This is a genomic window from Stenotrophomonas sp. GW821-FHT09E08, assembly GCF_059416125.1.
Genome location: NZ_JBWKOO010000019.1, coordinates 32,430 through 59,265, shown reverse-complemented (window position 1 = coordinate 59,265; position 26,836 = coordinate 32,430). Strand labels below are relative to the sequence as shown.

Here is a 26,836-nt window from a genome sequence, read left to right as displayed (position 1 = left end):
ATCGCCAGGACCGAGCATGCCGGAAACCCGGAGGCCCGCCATGCGCTATGCCATCGTCACCGAGACCTATCCGCCGGAAGTGAATGGCGTTGCCCTCACCGTGCAGGGCCTGGAACAGGGGCTACGCGCATCGGGGCATGACATCGACCTGATCCGGCCACGCCAGGCCAGCGAAGCGCTGGATTCGGCACCCGGCACCCTGCTGGTCCCGGGTGCAGCGCTGCCGCGCTACCCCGGCCTGCGCTTCGGCCTGCCCGCACCGATCCGGCTCGGCCGCCACTGGCAGCAGCAACGCCCGGATGCAGTGTACGTCGCCACTGAAGGCCCGCTGGGCTGGTCGGCACTGCGCACCGCGCGCCGCCTCGGCATCCCGGTCGCCAGTGGCTTCCACACCCGCTTTGACGAATACCTGCCCGACTACGGCGTGGCCTGGCTGCAGGCAGCGGCAATGCGCTGGATGCGTCGCTTCCACAACCAGGCCGATGCGACCCTAGTGCCAACCCGCGAGCTGCAGCAGTTCCTCGGCGAACAGGGCTTCGAACGCGTGCGCCTGCTGGCGCGCGCAGTCGACAGCCAGCAGTTCGATCCGAGCCGTCGTGACCCTGCGCTGCGCGAGGAATGGGGTGTGGACGGCAACGGCCTGGTAGCGATCTACGTCGGGCGTATCGCCGCAGAAAAGAACCTCGGCCTGGCGGTGAAGGCGTTCCGCAGGCTGCAGCAGATCCGGCCGAAGGCACGCTTCGTGTGGGTCGGCGATGGCCCGGCCCGCGAGAAGCTCGCGCATGAAAACCCCGACTTCATTTTCTGTGGCATCCAGCGCGGCGATGCCCTGGCACGGCACTTCGCCAGCGGCGATCTGTTTCTGTTTCCCAGCCGCAGCGAGACTTTTGGCAACGTGACCCTGGAAAGCATGGCCAGCGGCCTGGCAACCGTGGCCTTCGACTACGGTGCCGCCCGCGAGTACCTGCGCAACGGCGAGAACGGCGCAGCGGTGGATAACGACGAGCAGTTCATTGAAGCGGCCGTGCAACTGGCCGCTGATGATGCGCAGCGCCACGCACTGGGCAGCAATGCCGCGCAGGCGATGAAACGCCTGCATCCACAGCAGGTGGTGGCCGAGTTCGATGCCCTGCTGGCCGAGCTGGCCCAGTCGCGGAGGAGCGGCCATGCGCACCACGCCGCTTGAACTGCTGGCCGGCCGCGAAGCAAGGCTGTGCCGGCGGGCCAACCACTACTGCCGGCGCCGCCGCGTGCGCCGCCTGTTCTCGGTCATCAGCCGGCTCGGCGATGGCGTGTTCTGGTATGTACTGATGGGCGCGCTGGTGCTGCTCGATGGCTTCGATGGCCTGCGCGCCTCGGTGCACATGGCAGCCACCGGCCTGGCCGCGCTGCTGCTGTACAAGAGCCTCAAGCGCTGGACCCGGCGCCCACGCCCGTACGCCGCCGACCTCCGCATTCGCGCCTGGGTGGCACCGCTGGACGAATTCAGCTTCCCCTCCGGACACACCCTGCACGCAGTGTCGTTCACCATCGTCGCACTGGCCTACTATCCGTGGCTGGCACCGCTGCTGGTGCCGTTCACCGTCGGTGTGGCGCTGTCGCGCGTGGTGCTGGGCCTGCACTACCCCAGCGATGTCCTCGCTGCCACCGGCATCGCCGCGTTGCTGGCCGCGGCCAGCCTGGCTTGGTTGCCGCTGCCGGTGTGACGTGCTTTCCGCCGGGCATGGCCCGGCGCTACCGGTCAGCACGCGATTCCCGGGCAACGCCGCGCCAGGCCCAGCGAGCGCAGCGGCCCCTTGGTAGCGCCGGGCCGTGTCCGGCGAACGCAGCGGCATCCCCGGCGGGCGGATGCCCTAGAATGCAGGCATGACCACGCTGTTCATTTCCGACCTGCACCTGGACCCCAGCCGTCCGGAGATCACCGACCTGTTCCTGCGCTTCCTGCGCGAGCAGGCGCCCACCGCCGATGCGCTTTACATCCTCGGCGACCTGTTCGAAGCCTGGATCGGCGACGACACCCCCTCGCCCGCCGCCGATGCGGTGGCCGATGCGTTGAAGGTGCTGACCGACAGCGGCGTGCCCGCATACTTCATCCGTGGCAACCGCGATTTCCTGCTCGGCGAGGACTACGCACGCCGCGCCGGCCTGCGCATCCTGCCCGACCCGTGCGTGATCGAGCTGTACGGCCGCCCGGTGCTGCTGCAGCACGGTGACCTGCTGTGCACCGATGACATCCCCTACCAGCAGTTCCGCGCACAGACGCGCGACCCCGCATTCCAGGCGCAGTTCCTGTCACAGCCGCTGGCCGCGCGCATCGCGTTCGCACAGAAGGCACGCGACGCCAGCCAGGCCCGCCAGTCGGAAATGAAGCAGGGCGATCGTGCGCAGTTCGAGACCGTGACCGACGTGGCCCCGGCCGAAGTCGATGCCACCTTCGTGCGCCATGGGGTGGACACCATGATCCACGGCCATACTCATCGCCCGGCCATCCATGCACTGCAGGTCGGTGGCCGTGCCTGCACCCGCATCGTGCTGGGCGACTGGTACGAACAGGGTTCGGTGCTGCGCGTGGACGCCAATGGCTGGACCCTGGACACGCTCAGCCGCGAATGATGGATCGCAGGGTGCCAACCAAGGTTGGCATCTACCAGAGCAGGTGCACGCGCCCTGGTAGACGCCGACCTTGGCCGGCGCCTGGACTCAGCGGAAGGCCGCGATGGTGGCCTTGGTGTTGACCAGCACACGCTGGTTGTCGGCACTGCTGGCGATGCCCATCGGCACACCGTTGTAGCTGATGTTCGGATTGGACCAGTAGTTCAGCCGGGGGCAGCCGGCCGAGCAGTCATAGGCCATGATCGTGCGCCAGCGCGATCCGCTCGCCGGCTCATAACGATAGCCGTGGCCATAGGCGTACGGTGACGTGCTCGGATCACTGGCGATGTCGTGCCGTGCGCTCTGCAGGTGGCCGATTTCATGAGCGAACGAGTAGTAGCCCGTGGCGCAATCCCAGTACACCGCGGCAAACGCGGTCGATGCGGTGGAACCGATACCCGAAGCCAACCCGCAGTAGCTGGTGTTGTTGATCAGCAGTACACCGACGTCGGCAGCGGTGTTGTTGCGGCTGGTATGGATGCTGTCCATGTAGCCGTCGCTGGTGTTGCGGAAGCGGGTCAGGTCGGTGGTGAAGTTGCCGGACTCGGTGTAGCTGGTGGTCTCGTAGCCGGCCAGCTGCATGGTGATGCCCACGTTGCTGTTGACGTAGCCCTGGTTGGATTCGGCTACCGCCAGTTGCACCAGCGACTGCATGTTGCCGCCATAGGCTGCGACGGCGGCATTGGTCGCCACCACCAGCACGCGGATGGTCGCCGGCGTACCGGACGAAGCCTGCGCGATGCCGATGCGATCGTTGTCGCCCATCGGAATCTTCGGCAGCTGGTTGTAGTCGGCCGGATGGTCGGCCGGCATGCGCGACTCGTCCACTTCCACCAGCACATGGCGGTTACCCAGCGGACGCAGCCGGTAGAGCTTGCCGTCCTTGCGGATTGAACCGGTGATGGTGTTGCCCGAACGCACCAGGATCACTGAATTGCCAGGATCATCCTGGCCGTTCGAAGTGGCAGCGGTCAGCCGGTCGGAGGGCGAGCGGAACTGCCCATACCAGATGCTGCCGCCATCGGGCAGCGACTCGACCTTGCTGCGTAGTGCCTGTACGCGCTGGCCGAGCAGTTCGAACTCCAGCTGCGGCTGCGCGGTGGCAGCAGCATCGACACGCACTTCCTGTACCGTCGCTGTGGACGGGGTGGCGAGCAGCTTGCCCAGCGCGGGCTCACTGTTTGCCGATGCCCGGCTGATGACCGTCACCGGCTCGAACAACGGTGCGGCGTGCGCGGCCGCCGCCACCGACAAACCCAATACCAGGCCACCTGCCGCTTTGCCAATCGATCTGGACAACATTGCGTCGCTCCTTGAATGATGTGAACAGCGTTGATGCAGCACGCCCGGGTTTGCCGGGTCTGGCCATCTGGCCTGCGCGGGTCGTGTGAATTCAATAGAAGATGGGAATGAAAATCAGGAAGTGTGATCGACTGCATCTGCGTTCAGTCAGGTCAAAAGCGTCACTACACTTCGCCAACACACCGCTTTCGCGCTACGGTGACGCAGCCACGACGGGGAATGCACATGGCACCATCGCAGGACACGGACGAAGATGTCGGCTTGCTGCGGATCGGCCTGTTCTTCGATGGCACCCGCAACAACGCACACAATCTGGAACGCGGCCGCCCGCAGCTGCCACAGCCGCGCCCGGCCCAGCTCCGCGCCGATGACGATTCGACCTACCAGAGCCGGCTGACCAGCAGCTACGACAACGGCCTGACCAACATCGCCCGCCTGCAGCAGCTGTACCCGGATAGTCGCCGCGATACGCTGGCGACTGCATCGCTGTCGATCTATGTGGAAGGCGTCGGCACCCGCGATGATGCAGACGACGACCTGATCGGCCTGGCCTTCGGTATCGGCGCCAGCGGCGTGCGGGCGAAAGTGCAACGCGCGCTGCAGGTGCTGCTGCCGGCCGCGCTGGGCGAACTGGCCACACGCTGGCAGCAGCCGCTGCGCCGCGTGCAGCTCGACCTGTTCGGCTATTCGCGCGGTGCCGCCGCTGCACGTGATCTTGCCAACCAATTGCAGGCCTGGGACAACGCACGCTGGCGGCAACTGCTGCAGTCGTCCGGCTTGGCCTGTGCCGGTGACTTCGCTGCCGCAACACCGGCACTGCGCTTCATCGGCCTGTTCGACACCGTGGTTGCAGTCAATGGTGGCCGCGCCGACGAACAGCCACGACTCGCGCTGCGTACCGGCATCGCCGGTCAGGTGCTGCAGTTGAGCGCACGCGACGAACACCGCCAGCACTATCCGCTCACCAGCGTGGCCCCTCCCTTCACCGAAATCGCACTGCCGGGCGTGCACGCCAACATCGGCGGTGGCTACAACCAGATCGAAGAAGGCCCCAAGCTGCTCAGTCGTCCGCGTCGGCAGCAGCTGCGTCGCACGGCCGTTGCCGATTACCAGATACCGCCCCTGACGGTGCTGCAGGCAACCACGGCCTATGCCGAAGCGCAGGCCGATGCCGAGCGCTGGCGGCAGCAGCTGGGCGCGGACCAGAAGGAAGTGTGGGTCGATGTCTGGCACCAGTGGCAGCAGCAGCGTCGTGCCGGCAGCCGCAGCGTCCTGCTGTCACCGGTGCTGTACGTGACTGCTGCCGTGGTGCTGCGCCGGCGCATCGACTGGCGGTACCAGCTGATTGCGCTGCAGGTGATGCAGCAGCACGCACGCGATGCCGGCGTTCAGTGGCGTGCCGATGCAGCCGATGTTCCAGGCTGGGCGCTCCCCTCCGCGCTGCTGCCGATTGCACGGCGACTGGTCGCCGGGCAGACGCTGACCCCGACCCAGGAGTCGCTGCTGAGGCGGCGCTATCTGATGCAGTCGGCGCACTGGAATTTCGATGCACTGGGCGATACCGCACTGACCTATGCCGCCGATGCCGGGGTGAGCGAACTGCCCTACCGGCCAGGGCCCGGCCTGTTCTACATCAACCGGCCGACGGTGGATGGCAGGCGCGTGGTGTTGCCGAACGGGTGAAGCAAAAAAAGGGACGGAGGGGATCAGGTCGTTTGTGCCTCAAACGACCTGATCCCCTCCGTCCCTTTTTTCAGCCGGCCTGCTCGACCAGGTTGGCCAGTTCGTCGGCATCGAAGCCGGCCAGCAGTCGCGCCTCCAGATTGAAGGGGCCATACAGATAGCCGCCAGCGTATTCGACCAGCAGCTCCTTGAAGCGTGCGCGCGGCTCGATACCGGCACGGTCGCAATACCAGCGGAACCAGCGCGAACCCGCAGCGACGTGCGCCACTTCCTCACGCAGGATCACCTCCAGCACGTCGGCGGTTTCAGCGTCACCGACATTGCGCAGTTTCTCGATCATGCCCGGAGTCACGTCCAGGCCACGTGCTTCCAGTACCCGCGGCACCAATGCCATGCGTGCCAGGCCGTCATGCGCAGTCTTTTCGCACATCTCCCACAAGCCGTTGTGCGCGGGGAAATCGGCGTAATCATGGCCGTGTGCCTGCAGGCGTTCGCGCAGCAGCATGAAGTGTCGGGATTCGTCGTCGGCACAACTCACCCAATCGGCAAGGAACGCCGACGGCAGGCCACGGAAGCGATACACCGCATCCCAGGCCAGGTCGATCGCGTTGAGTTCGATGTGGGCGATGGCATGGATGAAGGCAGCCCGCCCTTCCACGCCGCCCAGCCCGCGCCGCGGCACTTCGCGCGGATGCACCAGTACCAGCTGCGCCGGCCGGCCCGGCATGCGGATCGGCTCGGGCGGCGGCGCATCGGCCGCCACCTTCAGGCGGCCAGCACGGAACGCGGCCGCATAAGCTTGGGTCAGCGCAACCTTGCGCAGCGGGTCGGCTTCCGCCAGGCACTGCTGCGCGGCGCGCAGCAGATCGCCACCGACGTCGGGCACGTCAACCACGCCTGGACCTCAGGCGCGGCGCTTGTGCTTGGCGTCATCCGAACGCAGTTGCTGGATGCGCTCGAAGTAGCCCGGCTCGATGCCGGTCGGGTAATGGCCATTGAAGCAGGACGAATCGAAGTTGCGCAGCGCCGGGTTGCCCTCGCTCACTGCCGCTTCCATGTCTTCCAGGTCCTGGTAGATCAGCCAGTCACAGCCCAGGTGGGCTTCGATCTCTTCCACGGTACGGTTATGCGCGACCAGCTCTTCGGCCGCCGGCATGTCGATGCCGTAGATGTTCGGGTAACGCACCGGCGGTGCCGCACTGGCCAGGTAGACCTTGCGTGCGCCCGCATCACGGGCCATCTGCACGATCTGCTGGCTGGTGGTGCCACGCACGATCGAGTCGTCCACCAGCAGCACCACGCGGTTGCGGAACTCCAGGTGGATCGGGTTGAGCTTGCGGCGCACCGACTTCACCCGCTCACCCTGGCCCGGCATGATGAAGGTGCGGCCGATGTAGCGGTTCTTGATGAAGCCTTCGCGGTACTTCACCCCAAGCACGTTGGAGATCTCCAGCGCGGCATCGCGCGAGGTATCCGGAATCGGGATGATGGTGTCGATGTCGTGGTCCGGGCGCAGCCGCAGGATCTTCTCGCCCAGCTTGATGCCCATGCGCATGCGCGCCTTGTGCACCGAGACGTTGTCGATCATCGAATCCGGGCGCGCGAAGTACACGTATTCGAAGATGCACGGGGTGTGCTCGGCCGGCTCGGCACAGATCTCCGAGAACAGCTCGCCACGCGCGGTGATCACCAGCGCTTCGCCCGGCTGCACATCGCGCACGCGCTGGAAGCCCAGCACGTCCAGCGCAGCCGATTCGGAAGCGACGATGTACTCGTCACCCTCGGCGTGGCTGCGCCTGCCCAGCACCAGCGGACGGATGCCATGCGGATCGCGGAAGGCGACCAGGCCCAGGCCCAGCACCACGCTGACCACCGCATAACCGCCCTTGCAGCGACGGTGCACGCCGGCCACCGCGCGGATCGCGGCTTCCGGGCTGAGCTGGCGCTGCTGCTCCAGTTCGTAGGCGAACACGTTCAGCAGCACTTCGCTGTCCGAATCGGTGTTGACGTTGCGGCGATCCTGCTCGAACACCTGCTGGCGCAGCGCCTCGGTGTTGATCAGGTTGCCGTTGTGGGCCAGCGCGATGCCGTAGGGCGAATTGACGTAGAACGGCTGTGCCTCGTCCATGCCTTCCGAGCCGGCGGTCGGGTAACGCACATGGGCGATGCCGACGCTGCCTTCCAGGGTGGACATGGTGCGTGCATCGAACACATCGCGGACCAGGCCCGTGGCCTTCTGCACCCGCAGGCGGCTGCCATTGACGGTGGCGATGCCCGCCGCATCCTGGCCGCGATGCTGGAGAACGGTCAAGCCGTCATACAACTGCCCGGCGACGTTCTGGTTGCCGACGATTCCGACGATGCCACACATGGTGCGAGGTCTCCGCTGGGCTGTGCCCAGTTACAAGGAAGGTGGCCGTACCTGGCCGCGGTGGTCGCCGCGCGCGCGGTCGACATTGGCCGGATCGCCCGGCTCGATACTGTCCGGCAGTGCTGGGGCGTCCGGACGCACTTCGGCCGGATCGTAGGAATCGCCCTGTTCCGCTTTCGCAGGCCGCAGCCATCCGCTGCCTGCCACTACCTGATTGAGGATGCCATTATCGCCTGCCGCGCCCGGCTTTCCCAACCCGGCGCCTGCATTCTTGCCCAACTCCATCAATGCAGATGGGGACAGCGCGTCGGTCGGCAAGGCCTTGGGCAGCAGATCGGCCCCGGGAACCTCCCAGTGCGGCAGCTTGCTGTTCATCCAAGCCACGGTGGGGTTCAGCAGTGGGCGCACCGCCGAACGCTGCCAGGAGGGCTCGGCGGTCAGCGGAGTGAAACTGCCCAGCAGCAGCAGGATCGCGGCGATCAGGCCGCCACGGACAACGCCCAGCACGCCGCCCAGCAGGCGGTCCAGGCTGGTCAGCATGCTGCGATGGACCATGGCCTTGATGACCATGCCGATCACCGCGACCACGATCATCACGCCGATGCCGACGCCCAGGTAGCCACCGACGAAGTGCTCGCCGCCCGGTGCGGCCGGTGCGGCCCACCAGTGGGCCGCGTCATTGCCGAAGGCGAAGGCGGCCCACGCGGCCAACAGCCACGACAGGGTGCCGATGACGATGCCGACGAAGCCGCGCAGCATCCCCAGCAGGGCCGAGGCGGCGATCACGATCAGCAGCACCACGTCGATCATGGCGCCCCGCTCCTTCGGCGGCGCTGGCAACGGGGCTGCGCGTGGGTCATGGGTGCGGTCGCACCATGCCGGCCACGCCGACCTTGGCGGCGACCTGCGCCTTCAGCTGTTCGGCGTCGGCGCGGTTGGCCACCGGTCCGACGCGGACACGATGCAGGGTGCCCTTGTCGGTACGCACCTGCTCGACGAAGGCGCTGAAGCCAGCGGCGCGGACCTTGTCGCGCAGGGCATTGGCATCGTTGGCCTGGCCGAAAGCGCCCAGCTGCACCGCGAAGCCGACGCCACTGGCGGCCGGGGCTGCAGGCGTGGCCGGCGCCGTCGTCGGCTTGCTGGCCGCGGTTTCCGGCTTGGGCTCAGGCTTGGCTTCCGGCTTCGGTGCCGGCTTCGGCGGCTCCGGCTTGGCCACCGGGGTGGTGGTGGCAGTCGGCGTGCTCGGCGGCAGGCTTTCGCTGCGCACCGGATTGCCATTGGCCGAGGGTGCGGTGGCTGCCGCCGGGGTGCTCGCACTCGCCGGCGCAGGCGCCGGAGTGGCGGCAACTGCGGCGTTGCCGCCCGTCGCCGCATCCAGAGCAATAACCTCAGCCTTCACATCCGCACGGATCTTCACCGCCTGCAGCCGGGCCGCCTCGGCCTGGGCACGGTCGGCATACGGCCCGACCCGCACGCGCCATGCCTGGCGGCCGTTGATGGTGGCGCTCTCAGCGAAGCCCGGCAGCTGCGAACGCTTCAGGTAGGCAATCACCGCATCGGCGTCGGCCTTGCTGCCGTAGGCACCGAAGGTGACCGCGTAGTTGCCGGCGGCCACCGCAGGCGAGGTGTCCACGGTCGGCGGCGTGGCCGGTGCGGCAGCATCCGGCAGCGGCTTGGTCTGGCCGGTCTGCAGGCCGGTGGCACCGCCCGCCGGCGCAACCAGCGGCAGTTCGCGGGTTTCGAACTGGCCATCGGCTGGCGCATCCGGCGCGGCGATCGGCACATTGGCCACGCCACTGTCCGGGGCCGGCCCCTTGACCAGCATCGGCAGGAAAATCACGGCCAGCGCTACCAGCACGATGGCACCAATCAGACGCTGTTTCAGAGGCGTATCCACGTGAGGCAGGCAACTGTCCGGGGGTTGCGGTCGATTATACGGGTGCCGGACCGGACGGCGTCGGCGTTGGCTGAACGTGGATCAGGCCGGGTCCTGCAGCCACTGCAGGGCCGCGGCGGCGGTGTGGAACGAGCCGAACACCAGCACCCGGTCACCGCGCTTGGCCTGGGCCAGCACCTGCGCCAGCGCTTGTTCGACGCTGTCGGACAGCTGTGCGGCAGCGGCAGCGGTATCGGCCAGGCGCGCCTGCAGCTGCGCCGCGCTCTGCCCACGCGGGCCGTCCAGGCCGGCCAGGGTCCACTCGCCCACCACGTCCTGCAGTGCCTGCACCACGCCCAGCGCGTCCTTGTCCTGCAGCGCGGCGTACACCGCCAGGGTGCGCCCAGGTACCGCCTCGGCCTTCAGCGCGCGCGCCAGCTGGCCGGCGGCCTGCGGGTTGTGGCCCACGTCCACGCGGATCTGCACGCCGTCACGCTCGAACGCCTGCAGGCGGCCGGCGATGCGGGCGGCGGCCACGCCTTCGGCCCACGCGGCGCGCGGCACCGGCTTGTCCAGCGCACGCAGTGCAGCGATCGCAGCACCGGCATTGGCCAGCTGGATCGGCCCGGCCAGCGCCGGGGTCGGCAGCTCCAGACGGGTACCGACATCGCGCCAGCGCCAGCGCTGGGCATCGATCGGCTCGTAGAAGTAGTCGCTGCCGCCGCGGATCGCGTTGGCACCCACCAGGTAGGCACGCGCCAGCACGCTTGATGGCGGATCGGTCTCACCCAGGATCACCGGCTTCCAGCCGCGGATGATGCCGGCCTTCTCGGTACCGATGGCTTCGCGGTCATCGCCCAGCCATTCGGCGTGATCGATGTCCACGGTGGTGATCACCGATACATCGGCGTCGACGATGTTGACCGCGTCCAGGCGGCCACCGAGGCCCACTTCCAGCACGGCCAGATCCAGCCCGGCGTCGGCAAACAGCTGCAGCGCAGCGAGCGTGCCGTACTCGAAATAGGTCAGCGTGGTGTCACCGCGCGCCGCTTCGACGGCATTGAACGCAGCACCCAGCGCCGCATCGTCGACATCCTGGCCATCGATGCGTACACGTTCGTTGTAGCGCAGCAGGTGCGGCGAGGTGTAGGCGCCGACCTTCCAGCCGGCAGCACGCGCGATGGACTCGATGAAGGCCACGGTGGACCCCTTGCCGTTGGTGCCACCGACCACGATGGTGCGCCCGGCCGGTGCACCCAGGCCCATCGCGGTGGCAACGGTGCGCACGCGCTCCAGTCCCATGTCGATGCTCGCCGGGTGCTGGCGTTCAATGTAATCCAGCCAATCGGCCAGGGTGGTCGGGGTGTTCGTCACGGCAGTGCTTCCAGCAGGTACAGGTGGTTCGGTGTGGCGGGTCAGAGTGCGCGGTGCTTGGCTTCGCCGAAGAACGGCGTGTGGTGGGCGCAGTCGTTCAGGCGCACCACTTCCAGGCTGTCCAGATCGGCGCCTTCGAGCAGGTTGAGCGTGGTCGGCGCCTGGCGGAAGGTCCACAGGCGGGAAATCGGCAGGCCCAGCACCTTGCACAGGATCACGCGGTTGACCGCGTCATGGGCAACCACCAGCAGCGTGTCGTGCTCGCCGAGACCTTCGGTGGCACGGGCCAGGCCACGCCAGCTGCGTTCCAGCACCAGGCGCAGCGATTCGCCGCCGGGCATCAGCACGGTATCGGGCTCCTCGCGCCAGGCCTGCAGGCGCGACGGGTCCTTCTCGTTGATCTCGCTGGCGAGCAGGCCTTCCCACTCACCGTGCGCGATTTCCTGCAGCTCCGGCTCGGTCAGCAGCATGTCGGCACGCGCGGCGCCAAGCGCCAGCTGCGCGGTGCGCTGGGCGCGCGACAGCGGCGAGGCCACCGCACGGGTGATGTCGACCGAAGCCAGGCGGGCACCGAGGGCCTGGGCCTGAGCTTCGCCGATCGGCGAAAGCGGAATATCGATCTGGCCCTGGTAGCGGCCTTCGGCGTTCCACGGCGTTTCACCGTGGCGGGCAAGCAGGATGCGCATGCGTGCAAGGGGTCCTGGGGGGAGGAGGTTTCCGCGTTTCGTTCACATCCTGTGAAGTCCACGGAACAGGGATGATACCTGTTCGGCGGACCCGGCCGGGCCGGGCATGAAAAAACCCCGCGACGTAGGTCGCGGGGTTTCGGAAACTCCGGCTATCTGGTCGAGGTTGCCAGCCAGCGGCCGGCACTACCGCAACCGGTTTATTTCGCCAGGTTCAGTTCCTTCAGCAGCTGCGGCGCCGGCGCCACTTCCTGCATGATCCACTGCATGTAGCGGCTGTCCACGGCGATCATGCGGGTCATCACCGGGTCGAACACCCAGTTGGAGCTGACCGATTCCCAGTTGCCGTCGAAGGCCAGGCCCACCAGCTTGCCGTTGGCATCCAGCACCGGCGAACCCGAGTTGCCGCCGGTAATGTCCAGGTTGGACAGGAAGTTCACCGGCACCGAACCAATGCGCTTATCTTCCAGGCCGCCGTAACGCTTGGCCTTGACCGCATCGAGCAGGGCCTTCGGCGAATCGAACGGATCTTCACCGGTTTCCTTCGCCGCCACGCCTTCCAGGGTGGTGAACGGGGTGTACTTCACGCCGTCCTTGCCGTACCCCATGACGTTGCCGAAGGTGATGCGCAGCGACAGGTTGGCATCCGGATAGACGAACTCGCCCTGGCTCTTCTTGTAATCGGCCACCGCCTGCAGGTACAGCGGACGTGCGGTCAGCGATTCGCCTTCGCGGATCTTCTTCTGCTCTTCCTGCTTCAGCAGCGCCGGCATGACCGCAACGGCGTACTGGATGGCCGGATCGTTGCTGGCTTCGAACGCAGCGCGGTCGGCCTTGAACCACTTCAGGCGGGTGTCCAGGCTGCCCAGCTCGGTGCCGCCCAGCTTGGCCACCAGCGACTTCACCGCAGCGGCATCGCTGCCGGCAAGCCACTTGTTCAGCACTTCGTTGTCGCGCTGCGCGGCCGGCAGAGCCACGTACTGGTCCAGCCAGTAGGCCTGCAACTGCTGGTCCATCTTCGCCACGTAGCGGCGATCCATCTGCTTCAGACCGCCTTCGATGGTGGTCAGGTCGCGTTCCTGGTAACCAGCTTCGCGTTCGGCATCCGGCTTGCTGCGCTCGATCGACAGGCGGTACAAGGTGATCGCCGCGCCGACGGCCGAGGTGTTGTTGAACTGACCGACGAACAGGTCGCGTTCGCGGGTGGACTTGCTGGTATCCAGATGCTTGAGCAGCTGCGCGTGTGCGGCCAGGGCCGGCTTGCCGGCAGCACCCTGCTTCTTCAGCCAGGCGAGCACGGCGGCTTCTTCCGCCTGCTTCTGGCCGGCGGCGTCGATGCGCTTGAAGCCTTCCAGCTGGCCCAGGTAGTTCTTGGCCACGTTGTTCATGCTGGCGGCAGTGGCGGCGTACTTCACCTTGACGTCGGCGTCGGCCTTGCCGGCATCGGCGATCATCTTCAGCACTGCGTTGTAGTGCTTGGCGATGGTCGGGTAGGTGAAGCTGGCGGTTTCGTTGAACTCGCCGGCCAGTGCGTAGCGGTTGGTGCGGCCTGGGTAGCCGGCCACCATCACGAAGTCGTCGGCACCCAGCGGCTGGTCGGCGAACTTCAGGAAGTGCTTGGGCTGGTACGGCACGTTGTCGGCGGCGAAGGCGGCCGGCTTGCCATCCTTGCCTACATAGGCGCGGTAGAACGAGAAATCACCGGTGTGGCGCGGCCACATCCAGTTGTCGACGTCGCCACCGAACTTGCCGACGCTGCCCGGGGGCGCGTAGACCAGGCGCACGTCCTTGATTTCCATGTTGCGGAACAGGCGGTAGGTGTTGCCACCGGAGAAACTGTACAGGCGGCAGCGGAAGCCGGCGTCGGCTTCACAGGCGGCGACCTGTGCCTTGTCGAAGGCGTCCAACGCGCGGCTGCGGGCCAGCGGGTCGTTGCCGGCGGCAGCGATGGCGGCCTTGGCCTGGGTGGTGACGTCGGTAATCTGGTCGAGCACGAACACGCGGGCGTTCGGGCCGGCGCTCAGTTCATCCTTCAGGGTCGGCGCGTTGAAGCCGTCCTTGATCAGGTTCTTCTGCGCAGTCGAATTCAGCTGGATGGCGCCATAAGCGCAGTGGTGGTTGGTGACCACCAGGCCCTGCGGCGAGACGAAGCTGGCGGTGCAGCCGCCGAGGGCGACGACGGCGCCCATCGGGTCGCCGGTCAGGTTGGACAGCTGTTCCGGGGACAGCTTCAGGCCGGCCTTCTGCAGCGGGCCGGCGATTTCCGGCAGCTGCTGCGGCACCCACATGCCTTCAGCGGCATGGGCGACCTGGGCCAGCCCGAGGCTGGCGACGATGGAGAATGCAAGCAGGTTCGAGCGCATGGAGCGGCCCCTGGTAGTGGAACCTTCGATTGTAGCCCGCCGCCCTGCCCCGCCCCGAACCCCGGAAGTCATGGACCTGGCTCACCGATGCCCCGGTAGCAGCCAACCTTGGTTGGCACCCGCGCATCCACCGGGCATGGCCCGGCGAGCACAGCGGCCACGTTCGAAACGCCCGCCAGCACACGCCTTTCGTTCCGCCACTGCACCCGCAGCGCAACATGGGAATTCCGCGCGGGCCTCTATAATCCGCGTTTTCCCCCTGATGAGTTCCACCCCGATGGCGCAGCAAACGATGAAGGCCCTGGTCAAGCGCGAAGCAGCCAAGGGCATCTGGATGGAAGAGGTTCCGGTGCCTACCCCGGGCCCCAACCAGGTGTTGATCAAGCTGGAAAAGACCGCGATCTGCGGTACCGACCTGCACATCTACCTGTGGGACGAATGGAGCCAGCGCACGATCAAGCCGGGCCTGACCATCGGCCATGAGTTCGTCGGCCGCATCGCCGAGATCGGCCCGGGCGTGACCGGCTACGAGATCGGCCAGCGCGTCTCGGCCGAAGGCCACATCGTCTGCGGCCATTGCCGCAACTGCCGTGGCGGCCGCCCGCACCTGTGCCCGAACACCGTCGGCATCGGCGTCAACGTCAACGGCGCGTTCGCCGAATACATGGTGATGCCGGCCAGCAACCTGTGGCCGATCCCGGACCAGATTCCGTCCGAGCTGGCCGCGTTCTTCGATCCGTACGGCAACGCCGCGCACTGCGCGCTGGAGTTCAACGTGATCGGTGAAGACGTGCTGATCACTGGCGCTGGCCCGATTGGCATCATCGCCGCAGGCATCTGCAAGCACATCGGCGCACGCAACGTGGTGGTCACCGACGTCAACGATTTCCGCCTGAAGCTGGCCGCCGACATGGGCGCCACCCGCGTGGTCAACGTCGCCAACACCTCGTTGAAGGACGTGATGAAGGAACTGCACATGGAGGGCTTCGACGTGGGCCTGGAAATGAGCGGCAACCCGCGTGCGTTCAACGACATGCTCGACTGCATGTACCACGGCGGCAAGATCGCCATGCTCGGCATCATGCCCAAGGGCGCCGGCTGCGACTGGGACAAGATCATCTTCAAGGGCCTGACCGTGCAGGGCATCTACGGCCGCAAGATGTACGAGACCTGGTACAAGATGACCCAGCTGGTGCTGTCCGGCTTCCCGCTCGGCAAGGTGATGACCCACCAGCTGCCGATCGACGACTTCCAGAAGGGCTTCGACCTGATGGAAGAAGGCAAGGCCGGCAAGGTTGTTTTGAGCTGGAATTGACCCTTCGCCGCGCGCGATGAGTGGGTGCCGAGCTTGCTCGGCACACCTTGAAATTGAAAAAGGCGCCCGATGGGCGCCTTTTTCGTAAAGCGTGCCAGGCAAGCCTGGCACCTACCGTAACGCCTGCGGCGTTACTTACCGATGGCCACGCTCAGCATCACGCGGCTGTGGGCCAGCTTGCCGGAGTTGTCGCGGCCGTTGCCGTCGGTGCCGTAGTAGCCCAGGCCGACCTTGGCCATCCCGAACTGGCGCTCAACGCCGACATTCCAGTCGGTGTAATCCTTGGCGATGCCGTCTTCAAACGTGCTGCGGCCGACATTGGCATTCAGGGTGAAGTCCTTCGGCAGGCCCCAGCTGCCACCCAGGCCGAAGTACCAGCCATCGGTGCTGCTGTTCCATACATCGTTGGTGTAGGCCACCGTCAGCTTGTAGGTGTCATCCAGCGTGGTGGTGGTGATCAGCTCGTTGTAGTTCTGGTGGCTGGACTTCAGGTAGGTGTAGCGGTTCAGCAGCACGTCGAAGTTGACGCGCTCGGTGACATCCACGCCGTAGCCGATCAGGTAGTCGACCTCGGTCTTCGGATCACCTGCACCGAAGTCCACGCCCGAGCCCCATACGCCGGCATACAGGCCGACCGGGCTGGTGTAGGTGAAGCCAGCCTGCAGGGTCGGATCCTCATCGGTCTGCGACACACCACGGAACAGGTAATCGGAAACAGCGGTGACGTTCCAGCTGTACGGCGATTCGTTTTCCTGGGCGCTGGCGGCGAACGGGGCGGCCAGGGTCAGGGCAGCGGCAATGGCGAGGCAGGCACGGGCGTGCGTCATGAGCGTCTCCGGTGGGGGCGGTGGCGTGGAAGGCAGGAGCGGGCGTAGCGGCCGGAGCCCGACAGCTCCGGTTCACGAATTCTTAACCAGTTTGCTATTGCGATGCAACATGTGCCGGCCGTGGCGATGCCCCACCAAGGCCGGTTGGCGAGCGGCGATGCCCGGTAGAATCAGTGGTTTCCCCGTTCAGAACCGTGCCCACGCCATGACCGACGCCTCCTCCGCCCTGACCCGCCACTATGCCGAGGAACTGGACGCCATCCGCGCCCAGGGCCTGTTCAAGTCCGAGCGGATCATCACCAGCCCGCAGTCGGCCGAGATCACCCTCGACGACGGCCGCACGGTGCTGAACTTCTGCGCCAACAACTACCTGGGCCTGGCCGATCATCCGGACCTGATCCAGGCGGCCAAGGACGCACTGGACAGCCATGGCTTCGGCATGGCGTCGGTACGTTTCATCTGCGGCACCCAGGACCTGCACAAACAGCTGGAAGCCCAGATCGCCAGCTTCTTCGGCAAGCAGGACACCATCCTGTACGCGGCCTGCTTCGACGCCAACGGCGGCCTGTTCGAGCCGCTGCTCGGTGAGAACGACGCGATCATTTCCGACGCGCTGAACCATGCCTCGATCATCGACGGCGTGCGCCTGTGCAAGGCCAAGCGCTTCCGCTATGCCAACTGCGACATGGCCGACCTGGAAGCGCAGCTGCAGGCCGCGGATGCCGCCGGCTGCAAGACCAAGCTGATCACCACCGACGGCGTGTTCTCGATGGACGGCTTCATCGCCCCGCTGGACGAGATCACCGCGCTGGCGAAGAAGTACAACGCGCTGGTGCACATCGACGAGTGCCATGCCACCGGCTTCCTTGGCGCCACCGGCCGCGGTTCGGCCGAGGTGAAAGGCGTGCTGGAAAAGATCGACATCATCACCGGCACCCTGGGCAAGGCCATGGGCGGTGCGCTGGGCGGTTTCACCTGCGCCAGCGCCGAAGTGATCGAACTGCTGCGCCAGCGCTCGCGTCCCTACCTGTTCTCCAACTCGCTGCCGCCGCACGTGGTTGCTGCCGGCATCAAGGCATTCGAGATGCTGGCCGCCGCCGATGACCTGCGCGGCGCCCTGGCCGAGAACACCGCTTACTTCCGCGAAAAGATGACCGCCGCCGGATTCGACGTGAAGCCGGGCGTGCACCCGATCAGCCCGGTGATGCTGTACGACGCACCGCTTGCACAGAAGTTCGCCGAGCGCCTGCTTGAGGAAGGCATCTATGCGATCGGCTTCTTCTTCCCGGTGGTGCCCAAGGGCCAGGCCCGCATCCGTACCCAGATCAGCGCCGCGCATACGCGTGCCCACCTGGATCGCGCCATCGATGCGTTCACCCGCATCGGCGTCGAGCTGGGCGTGATCAAGGGTTGATCATGGCCGGGGTCGGATCCCTTTCCTGCGGAAAGGGCTCTGACCCCATCGGTCAAGGCGTGTCGACCAAGGTCGACACCCACAGGCGTCATTTCTTTTTCTTCTTGCCCTTCGGCTCGTCCTTGCTGGCCACCACCACCGGCTTGGCAGCGGCATTCTGGCCGTTGCCCTTGGCAACGCGGATGCCGTTGGCCTTCATCCAGGCATCGAATTCGTCGGCGGTCATCTTCTTGTCGCCGTTGCTCATCAGGAAGCGGTAGCTGCCGCGACCGTCCAGTTCCGGGGTCTTCACTTCCACCACCGGGGTTTCGGCAGGCGTTTCCGCCTTGGCCACTTTCTTGTGGCCGCCACAGGCCGTGAGCAGCACCATCGGCAGCAGCAGGCCTGCGCAGCGCAGGGTTTGGTTGAGGGTCGGGTGGTACATGGTGGGCAGGCTCCGTTCGGGAAATTCAACAACCAGGCGCCCCCTACGCCTGGAACGGTGACCGGCAGTTGCCGGCCGCAGGCGATGATCAGCCTGTTGCAGCGGCCCCCAGCCGCTGCTGGTCGCTGACCTCAAGCACCCGCCACTGGCCCTTGCCGAGATCGCCGAGCGTGAGCTCTCCGATCGCAACCCGGACCAGGCGCAGCACCTGCAGGTCGAAGGCCGCCAACAGGCGACGGATATGGCGGTTGCGACCCTCGTCGAGGACCACCTCCAGCCACGCGGTCTTGTCACCGCTGCGCAGCACGCGCACGGCCAGGGCGACCAGGAACTCGCCCTCGTCTTCGACACCGGCGCGCAACGCGGCCAGGGTGTCCTGGTCGGGCAGGCGGTCCACCTGCACGTGATAGGTCTTCTGCGGCCCGGTCTCCGGATCGGTCAGATGCGCCGCCCACTGCGGATCATTGCTGAACAACAGCAGGCCTTCACTGGCCTTGTCGAGGCGCCCGACCGGTGCGATCCACGGCAGGCCGGCACCATCGAAACAACGGTAGACCGTGTCACGTCCACGCTCGTCCTGTGCGGTAGTGACCACGCCCCGTGGCTTGTTGAGCATCAGGTACAGGCGCTGCGGCGCAGCCATCGGCTGGCCGTCGACCTCGATCAGCGGTGCCGGGCTGGCAATTGGAAATTCAGGATCACGGACGATGCGGCCAGAGACGCGTACCCGCCCTTCGGCGATCCAGCGCGCGGCCTCGCTGCGCGAGCACACGCCGGCCTTGGACAGCACGCGCGCCAGGCCATGGCGCACACCACTGGAGGCGTTCGGGTTCGCACGCCCACGCGGGGCGTGGGAGCGGGCGGCGGGGGCGGCAGGTGGGCGGCGCGTGCGCAAGCCGCTGCTCCCCGCGTCGCTTACTTCTTGTCGACCGGCTTGGTCTCAGCCGGTACTTCGGCTGCGGCCGGGGTGGCTGCCGGGGTCGCTGCCGGAGCCGGACGCGCCTTGACCACGCGCACACCACGCGCCTTCATCCAGGCGTCGAACTCCTCGGCGGTCATGCGCTTGCCGTTCTGGCTCATGTCGAAGCGCCACGGCGTATTGTCGAACTCGGTCTGCGGCTTGTAGGCGGCCGGATCGTTCGGCTTCACCGCTGGTGCACTCGGAATGGCCTTGGCGATGTTCTGGCAACCATCAATGCGCAGACGCTGCAGCACCTGGTCCAGCGACTGCGACGGATCGTAGTTGCCGCTCAGCACGCCGGCCGGCATGCCCAGCTGGTTGCCACGGATGTACAGCTCGTCAGCCACCGGTGCGATGGTCGTGGCCGGCAACGGCAGCGGCGAGGCGCTGGTGTTGACCGAGCAATCGACCGCAGCGTGGGCGGCGGGAACCAGGGCCAGCGCCAGGACGGCGGCCGATGCAGAGCGCAGCATGAAGGGCATCCAGGAAAGGAAGTGACGCGGCGAGTTTAGCAATGCCGCGACAGCTTTCAAGCGCCACTTTCAATGAATACGGCAACTCATTGGTTCTAGAAGAAAATTACCGACGAACGGTTGGCCGTCAGCGGGCGACTCCGGGGGGGCCGGACAGTCCAGGCCGCAGAAACAACAAGACCCGGCCGAAGCCGGGTCCTGCTGTGTCCTACTGGCAGAGCGTCAGAACTTAGTTCTGGACGTTCAGCTCGGTACGACGGTTCTTGGCGCGACCTTCCGGGTTGTCCGAACCATCCGGGTTGGTGTTCGGGGCAATCGGACGGCTCTCGCCGTAGCCGATCGGGCCGACCAGGCGACCGGCGTCAACGCCGTTCTTGGTCAGGTAGTTGTACACGGCGGTAGCACGACGCTCCGACAGCTTCTGGTTGTAAGCGTCGGTACCCTTCGAGTCGGTGTGACCGGCGACTTCAACGCGCAGATCCGGGTAACGCTTCAGGATCTCGGTGGCTTCGCTCAGGATCGCCACGGCGTCCGGACGCAGGTTCGACTTGTCGAAGTCGAAGTTGACGCCCTTCAGGTCGATGGAGACCGGCACCGGGCAACCGTCCGGACCGATGGTCTGACCCGGCTGCGAGTTCGGGCACTTGTCGTCGCAGTTGTTGACGCCGTCACCGTCGTCATCCAGGTCGGCGCAGCTCGGGGCAACCGGAGCCGGAGCCGGCACAGCTGCCACCGGGGCCGGGCCCAGCGGGATCACGACGCCGACCGAAGCCAGCACGTCACCGAACCAGTCTTCCTTCGGAGCGGCAACGCTTTGGTCGTCGAAGTCAGCGCGGTAGGCCACTTCGGCGCGGACAGCAACGCGCTTCTCGAAGGTGGTCTGCAGGCCGACGCCCAGCTTGGCGGCAACGTTGCCGTCCTTACGCTGGCGCGGACCATTGGCATTCAGCGCCGGGTACTCTTCTTCCGACTTCTGGTAGCCCAGGCCACCGACGATGTACGGGTTCCAGCCGCGGCCTTCCTTGATGAAGTGGCGACGCAGGTCCAGCGAGACGCCGTACTGCGACCAGTTCAGGTCCTTGTTCGAATCGAAGTTCGGGTTCTGATAGTTCAGCTCACCGTCCAGCGACCAGTTCGGGCTGATGAACTTGCCCAGGCCCAGGGTCACGAACGGAGCGTCATTGGTCAGACGGTCGTTGTCCTGGAAGTTGAAGCCGGCCGAACCGGTCAGGTACCAGCGGTCATCGAACTCCTGCGCGGAAGCAGCCTGGGCGAAAGCCAGACCACCCAGCAGCGCGGCAGTAAGGATCTTCTTGTTCATTGAGTACAGCTCCTATTTCGGGGGTATGAAACCGGTAGAGGCATGGGCCAGCACTACTGCGTCGAAGCTCGACAGCCGATTCAGCACGCCACCGCCGCGAACATTATGCTCAGGCGGGTGAAGGTCATGTTAACAGTCCCGTAACATGTGAAGTGTTGTGCCCGACCCTCCACCGGTCCGACGTTGAAACCCTATACAGGATGATGAAAATCCGCAAGACCCTCACGCTGCAAGGGTTTGACGGGGTTTAAGTGCGAAAAGCGACATTCTTCGCCACACACTGCGTCACGCGATTCAGCGCGTTTGCGGAAAGGTGAGGAACCTTATGATGCAGATACGAACCCAGCCGGAGCCGAGATGAAAGCCGTCGCCCTGAGTCGTGAATCCGCCCCCGCCCTGCACGATATTCATCTGCCTCCACCGCTGCCTCCGGGCGGCCGCGACCTGTTGGTGCGGGTCGAGGCGGTCTCGGTCAACCCCGTCGACAGCAAGCAGCGCGCCGCCACCGATCCGGCCACGCTCGATGCCCACCGCGTCCTCGGCTGGGACGCCGCCGGCGTGGTCGAGGCGATCGGCGACGAGGCCAGCCTGTTCGCCTCCGGTGACGAGGTCTACTACGCCGGTGATGTCACCCGCCCCGGCTGCAACGCGCAGTACCAGCTGGTGGATGAGCGCCTGGTCGCACGCAAGCCGACCACCCTCGACTTCGCCGAGGCCGCCGCATTGCCACTGACCACCCTCACCGCATGGGAACTGCTGTTCGAGCGGATGCCCCTGCGGCTGGATGACCGTCGCCAATCCGGCCAGCACCTGCTGGTGATCGGCGGCGCAGGTGGCGTCGGCTCGATGGCGATCCAGCTGGCCCGTCACGCAGGCTTCGAGGTGATCGCCACCGCATCCCGCGAGGCCTCGATCGACTGGTGCCGGCGAATGGGTTCCCAGCACGTGATCGACCACCGGCAACCGCTGCTGCCACAACTGCAGTCACTGGGCATCGATGCGGTGCAGGTCGCACTCAACCTGGCCGACACTGATCACTATTGGGACGAACTGGGCCTGCTGCTGGCGCCGCAGGGACATGTCGGCCTCATCGTCGAACCGCGCGGCCCGCTGCGTATCGGCGATCCCTACAAAGCCAAGTGCATCGGCATCCACTGGGAATTCATGTTCGCGCGCTCGCGCTTCGCCACGGCCGACCGCATCGAGCAGCACCGCATCCTCAGTCGCGCAGCCAGCATGATCGATGCCGGCCAGCTGCGTGGCACGCTCAGTGAGACGCTGGGCACGATCAATGCGGCGAATCTGGACATCGCGCATCAGCGCCTGGCCAGCGGACGCACGCTCGGCAAGCTGGCACTGGTGGGCTGGGGCGAGTGAGCGGTCGGGTAGGAACGCGTCCACACTCGGCTTTGCTCGAATGCTGATGTAGAGCCGAGCCCATGCTCGGCTGTGCGGCCCGCCTGTGGCGGTGGATTGGCCTGCATCTGTATCTATTGAATCAACGGAATCGGGATTACGGTGGAAACAGATTCCCCTCCCCCCGAGACCGCCATGCCCACCGCTCTGCCCCTGCGCCTGCTGCAACTGATCATCGGCCTGTTCCTGTACGGCTTCGGTGCCTCGCTGATGATCCGCGCCGCCATCGGCGTGGCGCCCTGGGATGTACTGTCGCAGGGCATCGCCGCGCAGACGCCGCTGTCCTTCGGCCTGGCCACCAACGTGATCGGCGCACTGGTGCTGCTGCTGTGGTGGCCGCTGCGGCAGAAGCCGGGCGTGGGAACCGTGCTCAACGTAATGCTGATCGGTCCCTCGGCCCAGTTCGGGCTGTGGCTGCTGCCGCCAGCAGTCGGCCTCGGCTGGCAGCTCGCGATGTTCTGCGCCGGCATGCTGCTGGTCGCGCTGGCCACCGGCCTGTACATCGGTGCCAAGCTCGGCCCGGGCCCGCGCGATGGCCTGATGACCGGCCTGCACGCCCGCACTGGCTGGCCGATCTGGAAGGTGCGCAGCCTGATCGAGGGCAGCGTGCTGCTGCTGGGCTGGTGGCTGGGCGGCAATGTCGGCTTGGGTACGCTGGCCTTCGCCCTGCTGATCGGCCCGCTGTGCGGGGTGACGCTGGGCTGGTTCGGGATTGGTCGTCCCGCGGTAGTGCCGGCCGCTGGCCGGCAGCCGCAGTCCCCCTGAGCTACCCCGAATGCCGGCCAGCGGCCGGCACTACCCAAAGGCCGGCCCTTGCCCCGGCCGCCGTTTCGCGGCACCCTTCGCGCTTCCGTACGCAAGCGTATCGACCATGTCGCCAGCCAACGAAAGCGCCTATCCCCACCTGTTCGCCCCGCTGGACCTGGGCTTCACCCAGCTGCGCAACCGCGTATTGATGGGCTCGATGCACACCGGCCTGGAAGATCGCGCCCGCGACTTCCCGCGGCTGGCGGCCTACTTCGCCGAGCGCGCCGAGGGCGGTGTCGGCCTGATCGTCACTGGTGGCTTCGCCCCGAACGTGGTCGCCTGGCTGAAGCCATTCGGCGGCAAGCTCTCCTGGCCCTGGGAAGTGCGGCCGCACCGCCAGCTGACCGCCGCCGCGCACCAGCACGGCGCGAAGATCTGCCTGCAGCTGCTGCATGCCGGCCGCTATGCCTACCACCCGCTGTCGGTGGCGCCGTCGAAGCTGAAGGCGCCGATCAACCCGTTCACCCCGCGCGCGCTGTCGGCCGGTGGTGTCGAACGCCATATCGCCGACTACGCACGCAGCGCGAAGCTGGCCCGCGAGGCCGGCTATGACGGCGTCGAAGTGATGGGCTCGGAGGGTTACCTCATCAACGAGTTCATCGCACCGCGTACCAACAAGCGCGCTGATCAATGGGGCGGCGACGCACGCCAGCGCATGCGCTTCGCAGTGGAAATCGTGCGCCGCATCCGCGAAGCCTGCGGCCCGGACTTCATCATCATCTACCGCCTGTCGCTGGTCGACCTGGTGGAAGACGGCAGCAACTGGGACGAGATCGTGCAGCAGGCGCAGGCCATCGAGGCTGCCGGTGCGACCATCATCAACTCCGGCATCGGCTGGCACGAAGCGCGCATTCCGACCATCGCCACCTCGGTACCGCGCGCGGCCTTCGTCGGGGTTACCGCCAAGCTCAAGCCGCACGTAAAGCTGCCGCTGGTGGCGACCAACCGCATCAACATGCCCGACGTGGCCGAGCGCATCCTGGCCGGCGGCGGCGCCGACATGGTGTCGCTGGCGCGGCCGCTGCTGGCCGACCCGCAGTGGCCGAACAAGGCGCGTGCCGGCCGTGCCGAGGCGATCAACACCTGCATCGCCTGCAACCAGGCCTGCCTGGACCATGTGTTCGAGAACAAGCTGGCCAGCTGCCTGGTCAATCCGCGTGCCGCACACGAGACCGAGCTGGTCTACCACCCCACTGCCGCGCCGAAGAAGATCGCCGTGGTCGGCGCCGGCCCGGCCGGCCTGGCCTGCGCCACCGTCGCTGCCCAGCGCGGCCACCAGGTGACCCTGTTCGATGCCAACGACGAGATCGGCGGCCAGTTCAACGTGGCCAAGCGCATCCCGGGCAAGGAAGAATTCCACGAGACCCTGCGCTATTTCCGCCACACGCTGGGCGAGACCGGCGTGCAGCTGCGCCTCGGCACCCGCGCCGATGCCGCCAATCTGGCCGGCTTCGACGAGGTGGTGCTGGCCACGGGAATCACCCCGCGCAGGGTCGACTTCCCCGGTGCCGACCACGCCAAGGTGGTGAACTACCTGGACGTGCTGCTGGGCCGTGTCGAAGTCGGCGCCAATGCGGCGATCATCGGCGCCGGCGGCATCGGCTTCGACGTCGGCGAGTTCCTCAGCCATTCGGGCGAGTCGCCGTCGCTGGACCCGCAGCGCTGGATGGCCGAATGGGGCGTGGACGCCACCTTCGAGGCCCGCGGCTCGCTGGCGCGGCCGCAGGCCGAGGCGTCGCCGCGTCGGTTGTGGCTGCTGCAGCGCAGCCCGGGCAAGCCCGGCGCGCGGCTGGGCAAGACCACCGGCTGGATCCACCGGGCCACACTGAAGGCCAAGGGCGTACGCATGCTCGGCGGCGTCGAGTACCTGGGCGTGGACGACGAAGGCCTGCGCATCCGCGTTGAAGGCAGCGAACAACTGCTGCCGGTCGATCACGTGGTGATCTGCGCCGGCCAGGAACCGAACCGCACGCTGCAGGCCGAACTGCAGGCCGCCGGCATCAACGCACAGTTGATCGGCGGCGCCGATGTGGCCGCCGAACTGGATGCGAAGCGGGCGATCGACCAGGGCAGCCGGGTCGCCGCTGCGCTTTGATGAGCACCTGAATGGGGGGCGGAATGTGATTTCCGTCACCCCTGCCGAACCTGAATGTCAAGCCGGGCGATTCACGATGCGTTCGGCTATCCCCCCCTACCTTGCGCCATCTTTCCGCTCACCAGCCAGTTTCCGGTGAGCCGGCGCGGCCCCCTCGATCGGTACTGATCGTTCTTTTGGGGCTGCCCACGGGGCGGCCCCGATGGCCGCCTCCCCATGACGCCAAGTCGTACCCCGCCTCCTGTCGCGCCCGCGGCCGGAACCGGAGCGTGCGGCCCATACGGAGCAAGGAGTTATATGAAACTGGCCTGGATTCTCTGGCTGTCGCAGTTGTTGCCGCAGCCGGCCGCTGATTCATTGTGCTTGAGCACCACCGTGTACCTGGAAGCCCGCGACCAGACCCTGCGTGGCCAACAGGCCGTGGCCGAGGTTGCCCTGCGCCGCCTCGACAGCGGCCTGTGGGGTGACTCGATGTGCCAGGTGGTGACCGCGCGCAAGCAGTTCGCACCGACCATCGTCTCCCCCGGCACCCAGCTGGGGAACGACGCGGCCTGGAGCGAGGCGATGAACGTGGCCTTCGACGCCGAGCGCAACTGGGCGCTGCCGGCCGGCGAGCGCCGCGAGATCGTGCCCGGTGCCAGTCACTTCGCCGCGCTGGCCATCGCCAGCCCGAACTGGCGCAACGCCTACCAGGTGGCCACCATCGGCGATCACACCTTCTATAAGGTGCAGAACCTCAAGCCACGGCAGTCGTAACGATCCGTGCTGGCGGCAGCGTTGCCGCCCGCCGCCAGGCTCTGGGATAGTGGGTGCTTCCCGCACGCATCACCTGGAGTTCCCATGAAGCTGTACAGCAAGCCCGGTGCCTGTTCCACCGCCGACCACATCGCCCTGCAATGGACCGGCCAGCCGTTCGAGGTTGAACTGCTGAACAAGGACACCCTGAAGGGTCCGGAATTCCTCAAGATCAATCCGGCCGGCGCGGTACCCGCGCTGGTCGATGGCGACTTCGTGCTGCTGCAGAACGCGGCAATCATGGGCTACATCGCTGACAGCTTCCCGCAGGCCGGCCTCGGCGGCGACGGTAGTCCGCGCCAGCGCGCCGAGGCCACCCGCTGGCTCGCCTTCGTCAACTCCGATGTGCATCCGGCGTTCTCGCCGCTGTTCGCGCCGGGCAAGTTCATTGCCGACGAAAGCCAGTTCGATGCGATCCGCGCCGCCGCACACAAGCGCCTGCGTGGCCTGTTCGAGACCGCCGACAAGCAGCTGTCCGACAAGCCCTGGCTCGCCGGCTTCCGCAGCTTCGCCGATCCGTACTTCTACATCACCCTGCGCTGGGCCGCCGGTACCAAGGTCGATCTGTCCGGCCTGGACAACCTTGCCGCCTACAAAGCGCGCATGGACGCCGATGCCGGCGTGCAGGCCGTGCTGAAGGCCGAAGGCCTGGCCTGACCCTGGTCAGGGGTCAGAGCCGTT

24 protein-coding genes are annotated in these 26,836 nt (G+C 66.7%); 11 read left to right on the top strand and 13 right to left on the bottom strand.

The features are described 5' to 3' along the window. The first annotated feature begins 40 nt into the window (after positions 1-40). The 3 genes from AC07M7_RS19165 (at position 41) to lpxH (ending at position 2,613) form a co-directional block, all read left to right on the top strand. Positions 41-1,186, top strand: a complete 1,146-nt coding sequence (locus tag AC07M7_RS19165) for a glycosyltransferase family 4 protein (protein ID WP_046982500.1) — start codon at positions 41-43, stop codon at positions 1,184-1,186. Beyond that, positions 1,167-1,706: a phosphatase PAP2 family protein gene (locus AC07M7_RS19160; RefSeq protein WP_046982501.1), complete on the top strand. Its 540-nt coding sequence runs from the start codon at positions 1,167-1,169 to the stop codon at positions 1,704-1,706. Before AC07M7_RS19165 ends, AC07M7_RS19160 begins: the two co-directional genes overlap by 20 nt. A 160-nt stretch (positions 1,707-1,866) precedes the next feature. After that, positions 1,867-2,613, top strand: a complete 747-nt coding sequence (gene lpxH / locus AC07M7_RS19155) for a UDP-2,3-diacylglucosamine diphosphatase (RefSeq protein WP_046982502.1) — start codon at positions 1,867-1,869, stop codon at positions 2,611-2,613. An 87-nt stretch (positions 2,614-2,700) separates the two neighbouring features. Here the strand turns inward: lpxH and AC07M7_RS19150 are convergent, their stop codons facing one another. Next, complete coding sequence (locus tag AC07M7_RS19150) at positions 2,701-3,954, bottom strand: zinc-dependent metalloprotease (protein ID WP_046982503.1); 1,254 nt, start codon at positions 3,952-3,954, stop codon at positions 2,701-2,703. A gap of 225 nt (positions 3,955-4,179) precedes the next feature. Between AC07M7_RS19150 and AC07M7_RS19145 the strand changes: the two genes are divergently transcribed. Beyond that, the gene (locus AC07M7_RS19145) at positions 4,180-5,637 is read left to right on the top strand and encodes a T6SS phospholipase effector Tle1-like catalytic domain-containing protein (RefSeq protein WP_482997450.1); all 1,458 of its coding nucleotides are present in this window, start codon (positions 4,180-4,182) and stop codon (positions 5,635-5,637) included. A 70-nt stretch (positions 5,638-5,707) separates the two neighbouring features. Here the strand turns inward: AC07M7_RS19145 and AC07M7_RS19140 are convergent, their stop codons facing one another. From AC07M7_RS19140 to AC07M7_RS19110, 7 genes are all read right to left on the bottom strand, one after another. Then, complete coding sequence (locus AC07M7_RS19140; protein ID WP_495208057.1) at positions 5,708-6,532, bottom strand: ferritin-like domain-containing protein; 825 nt, start codon at positions 6,530-6,532, stop codon at positions 5,708-5,710. Between the two features lie 9 nt (positions 6,533-6,541). Beyond that, complete coding sequence (gene purF / locus AC07M7_RS19135; protein WP_495208056.1) at positions 6,542-8,008, bottom strand: amidophosphoribosyltransferase; 1,467 nt, start codon at positions 8,006-8,008, stop codon at positions 6,542-6,544. A gap of 30 nt (positions 8,009-8,038) precedes the next feature. Further along, positions 8,039-8,818: a CvpA family protein gene (locus AC07M7_RS19130; protein ID WP_046982505.1), complete on the bottom strand. Its 780-nt coding sequence runs from the start codon at positions 8,816-8,818 to the stop codon at positions 8,039-8,041. A gap of 46 nt (positions 8,819-8,864) precedes the next feature. Next, positions 8,865-9,905: an SPOR domain-containing protein gene (locus AC07M7_RS19125; RefSeq protein WP_136639882.1), complete on the bottom strand. Its 1,041-nt coding sequence runs from the start codon at positions 9,903-9,905 to the stop codon at positions 8,865-8,867. 81 nt (positions 9,906-9,986) lie between these two features. After that, positions 9,987-11,258 (bottom strand): bifunctional tetrahydrofolate synthase/dihydrofolate synthase, encoded by a 1,272-nt coding sequence (gene folC, locus AC07M7_RS19120; RefSeq protein WP_495208055.1) that lies wholly within the window; start codon positions 11,256-11,258, stop codon positions 9,987-9,989. 41 nt (positions 11,259-11,299) lie between these two features. Beyond that, positions 11,300-11,944 (bottom strand): histidine phosphatase family protein, encoded by a 645-nt coding sequence (locus AC07M7_RS19115; RefSeq protein ID WP_010483945.1) that lies wholly within the window; start codon positions 11,942-11,944, stop codon positions 11,300-11,302. A gap of 200 nt (positions 11,945-12,144) precedes the next feature. Next, positions 12,145-14,307: a S46 family peptidase gene (locus tag AC07M7_RS19110; RefSeq protein WP_253079319.1), complete on the bottom strand. Its 2,163-nt coding sequence runs from the start codon at positions 14,305-14,307 to the stop codon at positions 12,145-12,147. Positions 14,308-14,599: 292 nt separating this feature from the next. Between AC07M7_RS19110 and tdh the strand changes: the two genes are divergently transcribed. Next, entirely contained in the window at positions 14,600-15,622 is a 1,023-nt protein-coding gene (gene tdh, locus AC07M7_RS19105; RefSeq protein ID WP_032952044.1) for an L-threonine 3-dehydrogenase, read from the top strand. Positions 15,623-15,753: 131 nt separating this feature from the next. Here the strand turns inward: tdh and AC07M7_RS19100 are convergent, their stop codons facing one another. Beyond that, positions 15,754-16,449 carry a TorF family putative porin gene (locus AC07M7_RS19100; protein ID WP_136639885.1) on the bottom strand — a complete coding sequence of 232 codons (696 nt, stop codon included), beginning with the start codon at positions 16,447-16,449 and terminating at the stop codon, positions 15,754-15,756. Positions 16,450-16,654: 205 nt separating this feature from the next. On the opposite strand from AC07M7_RS19100, the gene kbl reads away from it, so the two are divergent. Further along, positions 16,655-17,863, top strand: coding sequence for a glycine C-acetyltransferase (kbl, locus tag AC07M7_RS19095; protein WP_136639886.1), 1,209 nt, complete (start codon positions 16,655-16,657; stop codon positions 17,861-17,863). 88 nt (positions 17,864-17,951) lie between these two features. On the opposite strand, the gene AC07M7_RS19090 is transcribed toward kbl, so the two are convergent. From AC07M7_RS19090 to AC07M7_RS19075, 4 genes are all read right to left on the bottom strand, one after another. Further along, positions 17,952-18,287, bottom strand: coding sequence for a hypothetical protein (locus AC07M7_RS19090; protein ID WP_164209192.1), 336 nt, complete (start codon positions 18,285-18,287; stop codon positions 17,952-17,954). 88 nt (positions 18,288-18,375) lie between these two features. After that, positions 18,376-19,182: a pseudouridine synthase gene (locus AC07M7_RS19085; protein WP_253079321.1), complete on the bottom strand. Its 807-nt coding sequence runs from the start codon at positions 19,180-19,182 to the stop codon at positions 18,376-18,378. 20 nt (positions 19,183-19,202) lie between these two features. Then, positions 19,203-19,721 (bottom strand): hypothetical protein, encoded by a 519-nt coding sequence (locus AC07M7_RS19080; protein ID WP_046988125.1) that lies wholly within the window; start codon positions 19,719-19,721, stop codon positions 19,203-19,205. 229 nt (positions 19,722-19,950) lie between these two features. Further along, positions 19,951-21,042: an OmpA family protein gene (locus tag AC07M7_RS19075; protein ID WP_495208054.1), complete on the bottom strand. Its 1,092-nt coding sequence runs from the start codon at positions 21,040-21,042 to the stop codon at positions 19,951-19,953. 357 nt (positions 21,043-21,399) lie between these two features. Here AC07M7_RS19075 and AC07M7_RS19070 point away from each other — a divergent pair, with 357 nt between their 5' ends. From AC07M7_RS19070 to AC07M7_RS19050, 5 genes are all read left to right on the top strand, one after another. Continuing rightward, positions 21,400-22,419 carry a zinc-binding alcohol dehydrogenase family protein gene (locus tag AC07M7_RS19070; RefSeq protein ID WP_495208053.1) on the top strand — a complete coding sequence of 340 codons (1,020 nt, stop codon included), beginning with the start codon at positions 21,400-21,402 and terminating at the stop codon, positions 22,417-22,419. 174 nt (positions 22,420-22,593) lie between these two features. Further along, positions 22,594-23,223: a membrane protein YczE gene (gene yczE, locus AC07M7_RS19065; RefSeq protein ID WP_136640046.1), complete on the top strand. Its 630-nt coding sequence runs from the start codon at positions 22,594-22,596 to the stop codon at positions 23,221-23,223. Positions 23,224-23,329: 106 nt separating this feature from the next. Then, a complete protein-coding gene (locus AC07M7_RS19060) occupies positions 23,330-25,360 on the top strand; it encodes an FAD-dependent oxidoreductase (protein WP_495208052.1) in 2,031 nt (676 codons plus the stop codon). A gap of 297 nt (positions 25,361-25,657) precedes the next feature. Further along, positions 25,658-26,116 (top strand): cell wall hydrolase, encoded by a 459-nt coding sequence (locus tag AC07M7_RS19055; protein WP_004145661.1) that lies wholly within the window; start codon positions 25,658-25,660, stop codon positions 26,114-26,116. Between the two features lie 84 nt (positions 26,117-26,200). Then, positions 26,201-26,812 (top strand): glutathione S-transferase N-terminal domain-containing protein, encoded by a 612-nt coding sequence (locus AC07M7_RS19050; protein ID WP_253079326.1) that lies wholly within the window; start codon positions 26,201-26,203, stop codon positions 26,810-26,812. The last annotated feature ends 24 nt before the right edge of the window (positions 26,813-26,836 follow it).

What these genes read in the sequence shown, in the direction of transcription:
- AC07M7_RS19050 (WP_253079326.1), top strand. Translation starts at nt 26,201, where the DNA reads ATGAAGCTGTACAGCAAGCCCGGTGCCTGTTCCACCGCCGACCACATC.
- AC07M7_RS19110 (WP_253079319.1), bottom strand. Translation starts at nt 14,307, where the DNA reads ATGCGCTCGAACCTGCTTGCATTCTCCATCGTCGCCAGCCTCGGGCTG.
- AC07M7_RS19115 (WP_010483945.1), bottom strand. Translation starts at nt 11,944, where the DNA reads ATGCGCATCCTGCTTGCCCGCCACGGTGAAACGCCGTGGAACGCCGAA.
- AC07M7_RS19160 (WP_046982501.1), top strand. Translation starts at nt 1,167, where the DNA reads ATGCGCACCACGCCGCTTGAACTGCTGGCCGGCCGCGAAGCAAGGCTG.
- purF (WP_495208056.1), bottom strand. Translation starts at nt 8,008, where the DNA reads ATGTGTGGCATCGTCGGAATCGTCGGCAACCAGAACGTCGCCGGGCAG.
- AC07M7_RS19130 (WP_046982505.1), bottom strand. Translation starts at nt 8,818, where the DNA reads ATGATCGACGTGGTGCTGCTGATCGTGATCGCCGCCTCGGCCCTGCTG.
- lpxH (WP_046982502.1), top strand. Translation starts at nt 1,867, where the DNA reads ATGACCACGCTGTTCATTTCCGACCTGCACCTGGACCCCAGCCGTCCG.
- AC07M7_RS19150 (WP_046982503.1), bottom strand. Translation starts at nt 3,954, where the DNA reads ATGTTGTCCAGATCGATTGGCAAAGCGGCAGGTGGCCTGGTATTGGGT.
- tdh (WP_032952044.1), top strand. Translation starts at nt 14,600, where the DNA reads ATGAAGGCCCTGGTCAAGCGCGAAGCAGCCAAGGGCATCTGGATGGAA.
- AC07M7_RS19100 (WP_136639885.1), bottom strand. Translation starts at nt 16,449, where the DNA reads ATGACGCACGCCCGTGCCTGCCTCGCCATTGCCGCTGCCCTGACCCTG.
- yczE (WP_136640046.1), top strand. Translation starts at nt 22,594, where the DNA reads ATGCCCACCGCTCTGCCCCTGCGCCTGCTGCAACTGATCATCGGCCTG.
- AC07M7_RS19075 (WP_495208054.1), bottom strand. Translation starts at nt 21,042, where the DNA reads ATGAACAAGAAGATCCTTACTGCCGCGCTGCTGGGTGGTCTGGCTTTC.
- AC07M7_RS19070 (WP_495208053.1), top strand. Translation starts at nt 21,400, where the DNA reads ATGAAAGCCGTCGCCCTGAGTCGTGAATCCGCCCCCGCCCTGCACGAT.
- AC07M7_RS19080 (WP_046988125.1), bottom strand. Translation starts at nt 19,721, where the DNA reads ATGCTGCGCTCTGCATCGGCCGCCGTCCTGGCGCTGGCCCTGGTTCCC.
- AC07M7_RS19090 (WP_164209192.1), bottom strand. Translation starts at nt 18,287, where the DNA reads ATGTACCACCCGACCCTCAACCAAACCCTGCGCTGCGCAGGCCTGCTG.
- AC07M7_RS19165 (WP_046982500.1), top strand. Translation starts at nt 41, where the DNA reads ATGCGCTATGCCATCGTCACCGAGACCTATCCGCCGGAAGTGAATGGC.
- AC07M7_RS19055 (WP_004145661.1), top strand. Translation starts at nt 25,658, where the DNA reads ATGAAACTGGCCTGGATTCTCTGGCTGTCGCAGTTGTTGCCGCAGCCG.
- AC07M7_RS19145 (WP_482997450.1), top strand. Translation starts at nt 4,180, where the DNA reads ATGGCACCATCGCAGGACACGGACGAAGATGTCGGCTTGCTGCGGATC.
- AC07M7_RS19060 (WP_495208052.1), top strand. Translation starts at nt 23,330, where the DNA reads ATGTCGCCAGCCAACGAAAGCGCCTATCCCCACCTGTTCGCCCCGCTG.
- kbl (WP_136639886.1), top strand. Translation starts at nt 16,655, where the DNA reads ATGACCGACGCCTCCTCCGCCCTGACCCGCCACTATGCCGAGGAACTG.